At 68.2% G+C, this 4,658-nt stretch carries 4 protein-coding genes and 1 pseudogene; all 5 read left to right on the forward strand.

The window, feature by feature from the left end; all coding sequences use genetic code 11:
- Positions 1 to 423 (forward strand): annotated as a pseudogene (locus ACJ8AT_RS23805) (chemotaxis protein); the annotation flags it as partial.
- 62 nt (positions 424 to 485) lie between these two features.
- A complete protein-coding gene (locus ACJ8AT_RS23810) occupies positions 486 to 887 on the forward strand; it encodes a PleD family two-component system response regulator (RefSeq protein ID WP_407740125.1) in 402 nt (133 codons plus the stop codon).
- 41 nt (positions 888 to 928) lie between these two features.
- The gene (locus ACJ8AT_RS23815) at positions 929 to 1,891 is read left to right on the forward strand and encodes a GAF domain-containing protein (RefSeq protein ID WP_407740126.1); all 963 of its coding nucleotides are present in this window, start codon (positions 929 to 931) and stop codon (positions 1,889 to 1,891) included.
- Between the two features lie 20 nt (positions 1,892 to 1,911).
- Positions 1,912 to 3,555, forward strand: a complete 1,644-nt coding sequence (locus ACJ8AT_RS23820; protein WP_407740127.1) for a chemotaxis protein CheA — start codon at positions 1,912 to 1,914, stop codon at positions 3,553 to 3,555.
- 20 nt (positions 3,556 to 3,575) lie between these two features.
- Positions 3,576 to 4,658: methyl-accepting chemotaxis protein (locus ACJ8AT_RS23825; protein WP_407740128.1), on the forward strand; the 1,083-nt coding region annotated here is incomplete at its 3' end.

Genomic DNA, 4,658 nt, shown 5'->3' on the forward strand with positions numbered 1-4,658 from the left:
AGCCGGGGAGCGGCGCAGGAGATAGGAGGGCTGGCCAGCCGGAGCGTGAAGGTGGCGCAGCGCTCGGGGGAGCTGCTGGAGGAGCTGGTGCCCTCCATCCGGAAGACGGCGCAGCTGGTGCAGGAGGTGGTGGCCGCCAGCGGAGAGCAGGCGATGGGTGTGAAGCACATGAACCGGGCGATGATGCAGGTGGATCAGGTGACACAGCGCAATGCGTCAGCGGCGGAGGAGCTGTCTGCGACGGCGGAGGAGTTGTCGGCGCAGGCCTTGGCGCTCGAGCAGCTCGTGTCTTTCTTCGTGCTGAGCCCGAACTCCGCTGGGGGCCCCTTCCTCTCGGGGGGGCCTGCCCGCTCCCTGCCAAGGGAGAGCACGACAACTCCGCCCCCTAGCCCCGTAGAAGACCGCGAGTTCAAGCGATTCTAGGAATCCAGCTTCTCAGATCGCCGCGTAGGGCAGGGGGCGTCCATATCAGCTAAATTTTTCACGTGCTGGTAGACTTGGTGGCCCACCGAGAGGCCATGGCCAAGAAGATCCTGCTTGTCGATGACTCACCCACTGTCCTGTTGATGGAGCGGCTGCTCCTCCAGGATGGACCCTATGAGCTGCTCAGCGCCTCCAGCGGCCAGGAGGCCGTGGAGACAGCGCTCTCGGTGCGCCCCGAGCTCATCCTCATGGACGTGGTGATGCCGGGGATGGACGGCTTCGAGGTGTGCCGCCGGCTGCGCGCCGAGGAGGTCACTCGCACCACCCCCATCATCCTGGTCACCACCCGTGGGGGCTCCGAGAGCGTCGAGCGCGGCTACGAGAGTGGGTGCAGCGACTATGTGACCAAGCCCTTTGATGGCAACGAGCTGAGGGCCAAGATCGAGAGCTTCCTGGGCCATTGATGTCGCCTGACTCCAAACCCGATCCCGTCCTTCGACCCAGGATGGCTGCCGCCCTCCGACGACTGAAGGACAGCCGTCACGGGGGCGCATTGGCGGTGGTCGGAGAGATCGTCTCCCAGCTGATGGGCTGCGAGGAGTACGTGCTGCTCTCGCTGGGAGAAGACGGGATGCGCTTCGTGCCTGTCCTGTCCATGGGGCTCTCCTCCGAGCGCCTCGAGCCCCTGCGGGTGCCCCAGGGGATCCTCGGCCAGGTCGCCCAGCACGGGGTGCCTTATGTCCTCGGCCGCACCAGCTCCATTGGCGCCTCCGCCCACGAGGCCGGGCTGACCGCCTGCATCCCCCTGCTGAGCGGGAGACAGGTGCGCGGGGTGCTCGCGCTCTTTCGGATGCTGCCGCAGAAGCGAGGGCTCGACGACGAGGACCTGCAGTTGCTGGATCTCCTCTCCACGGAGGGCGCGGCCGCGGTCTCGGATCGACAGCCCGCCCCCGTCTTACCGAGCCCTCCCGTCATCCCCGCCGCCCCGGTGGCCGAGCCCGTGGGGCTGCGGGCCCTCTACCTCGAGCCGGGGGGCGTGGTGGCCGTGGCCCGGCCCACGGAGGTGACGACCATCCTCGGCTCGTGCGTCTCCGTGTGCTTGTGGGACGAGCAGCAGCAGGTGGGAGGGATGAACCATTTTCTGCTGCCCTCGGCTCCCCATGGGCAGCCGGCCAGCAACCGCCATGGAGATGTGGCCATCCCCATGCTCCTGAGGGAGCTGGAGCGGCTGGGCGGTCAGCGACAGCACATGCGAGCGAAGATCTTTGGCGGAGGGCTCATGATAGGGCCTCCACAGCCGGGCGCGCGGCCCAGCCTGGGGCAGCGCAACGCCGAGCTCGCCCGGGGCCTGCTCGCGGAGCTGGGGATTCCAATCGTCGCTGAGGATCTCGGAGGAAGGTCCGGGCGCAAGCTCCGCTTTCACACCCATGACGGCAGCGCGTGGACCAAGACGCTGGGGGGGGGCTGAGAGGCCATGGGAGGCGCTCGGTGAAGACCGACATGGAGATGGTGCGCGCGGTGTTCCGCTCCGAGGCTGTGGAGCTGCTCGCGGGCCTGGAGCGGGACTTCCTCGCGCTCGAGATCTCCTCGGGGCCCGGGCGGCTCCCGGGCGTGCTGCGCATCATCCACACCCTCAAGGGGAACGCGCTGCTGATGGGCTTCCCCGCCGCCTCCGACGTGGCGCACACGGTCGAGGATGTGCTCGCGCGGATCTCCAAGCGCGTCCTCGAGGTGACGCCCGCGGTGGTGACCCTGCTGCTCCAGGCGGTGGACGCGCTCCGGCTGTTGCTCGACGCCGCTCCCGGTGAGGCGGGGCGCGTGAGCATGAATGTTCCGGAGCTCCTGCGCCAGTTGAAGGAGATCGCGCCCGCGGGCGCCCGAGAGGGTTCGTCCGAGAGCGGGGGCCTCCTCTCCGAGCGCTCCGCGGAGGCCACGGAGTCCCCCGCGCCCGAGCGGACCCTGAGGGTGGGGCTGGACAGGCTGGATCGGATGTTGGATCTCACCGGGGAGATCGCCATCGCACGCGGGCGGCTGGCCACCATGCTGGAGCACGCGGGGCGCTACTCGTCCCAGGAGCTGCTCGAGGCGCACCGTGAGTCGGATCGCCTCTACCTGGATCTCCAGGAGCTGGTGCTGAAGGCGAGGATGGTCCCCATTGGGCGAGCCTTCGAGGCCTTCGCGCGGACGCTGCGCGATCTGTGTACCTCCACGGGCAAGCTGGTGCGGCTGGAGGTGAGCGGCGAGGAGGTGGAGGTGGACACCACCATCGTCGAGCTCATCCGGGATCCGCTCACCCATCTGGTCCGCAACGCGGTGGACCATGGCATCGAGCTTCCCTCGGTCCGGCGCCAGCGCGGCAAGCACTACATCGGGACCCTGAAGCTGCGGGCCTTCCTCGACTCCGGCAGCATCGTCATCGAGGTGGAGGACGATGGCGCGGGCGTGGACACGCAGCGCCTCCGTGAGCGGGCCCGCGCCCTGGGGCTGCTGGGGCCGAACGAGGAGCGGGAGGACGCCGAGCTGTGGCAGCTCGTCTTCGTTCCGGGGCTCTCCACCGCAGAGCGCGTCACCGAGCTGTCGGGCCGTGGCATCGGCATGGACGTGGTGAAGAGCCGCGTCGAGAGCCTGCGGGGCTCCGTCTCCATCGAGTCCAGGCCGGGAGTGGGCACCACCTTCAGCATGCGCCTGCCGCTGATGCTCTCCATCATCGAGGGCTTCTCGGTGGGCGTGGGCGAGGAGACCTACGTGCTGCCGCTCCAGAGCGTGCTGGAGTGTATGGAGCTGCCGGAGGAGGAGCGGCGGCCGGGGCGCACCGGCGTGCTCAACCTGCGCGGCCAGCCGCTGCCCTACCTGCGCCTGCGCGATCACTTCGGAGTCGAGGGGCCGCCTCCCTCCCGGGAGAGCGTGGTCGTCATCCGCCATGGCCGGGGGTTGGCGGGGCTCGCCGTGGACACGCTGCTCGGGCAGGGACAGACGGTGATCAAGCCGCTGAGCCGGCTCTTTCAGCGCGTCTCGGGCGTCTCGGGCTCCGCCATCCTCGGCACCGGGAGGGTGGCCCTGATCCTGGATGTTTCCGCGCTTCTCACGAAGCTCTTTCAGCCTGTCGTGCTCGCGAGCAACTCAGACGGCTGAGCCGTCTCACAGGGGGTAGAATGACCTGGTTTCAGAACCTGAAGATTCGCACGAAGCTGCTCCTGTCCTTCCTCGCCGTGCTGGCGCTCTCCACCGGGCTGGGGCTGTTCGCCCTCCAGCAGATCAGCGCGCTGCGCGAGGTGACCCACGAGCTGGCCTACTCGCGGATGCCGAGCTTCGCTCAAGCCTCGGACATGCACACCAATGTCTCGGACTTCCGCATCGCCGAGCTGAAGCACGTCGTCGCCAGCGACGCGCAGGAGTTGGCGCAGTACGAGCGCGACATGGCGCGCGAGCTGGCCATGATCCAGAAGAACATGGAGGCCTACGAAGCGCTCATTGATGAGGAGGCAGAGCGCCGCCTGCTCCACGAGTTCAGCGCGCTCTGGAAGGCCTATCTCGTCGAGAACGCACGGCTGGTCGAGCGATCGCGGCAGAGCGATGACAAGGGCGCCAAGGACGTCCTCGTGGGCGAGTCCGCGAGGCTCTACGGCGACGTCTCCAGCAAGCTGGACGAGCTGATGGACTTCAGCCGCCGCAGCAGCCGTGAGTCCGCGGAGCAGGCCGAGCGCACCGAGCAGGAGGCTCAAGGTTGGGTGGGCGCCATGATCGCGGTGGGGATCGCGCTGGGGCTCTTGTTGTGCACGGTCGTCGCCTGGCTGATCTCGCGGCCGCTGGCGGAGGCGGTGCAAGTGGCCAATCGCATCGCCGAAGGAGATCTGACGGTCCGCATCGAAGTGAGGGGAGAGGACGAGACGGGCCTGCTGCTGAAGGCGATGCAAGGAATGACGGAGAGGCTGGCACGAGTGCTCAGTGAGGTGAGGGATGGAGCGGTGGCGCTGACGTCGGCGGCCAATCAGGTATCGGCCTCGTCGCAGAGCCTGTCGCAGGGAACCAGCGAGCAGGCCAGCAGCGTGGAGGAGACGACGGCGAGCTTGGAGGAGATGAGCGCGACGATTGAGCAGACCAGCCAGAACAGCCGGCAGATGGAGCAGATGGCGGTGCAGGGAGCCGAGCACGCCAGCAAGAGCGGGCAGGCGGTGAAGGAGACGGTGGAGGCGATGGAGGTGATAGCGGGGAAGATCAGTGTGGTGGAGGAGATC

Origin of the sequence: Hyalangium sp., assembly GCF_045802625.1 — a bacterium.
GTDB lineage: Bacteria > Myxococcota > Myxococcia > Myxococcales > Myxococcaceae > Hyalangium.

Coding starts and splice junctions, on each gene's coding strand:
- ACJ8AT_RS23815 (WP_407740126.1), top strand. CDS start 929: ATGGCTGCCGCCCTCCGACGACTGAAGGACAGCCGTCACGGGGGCGCA.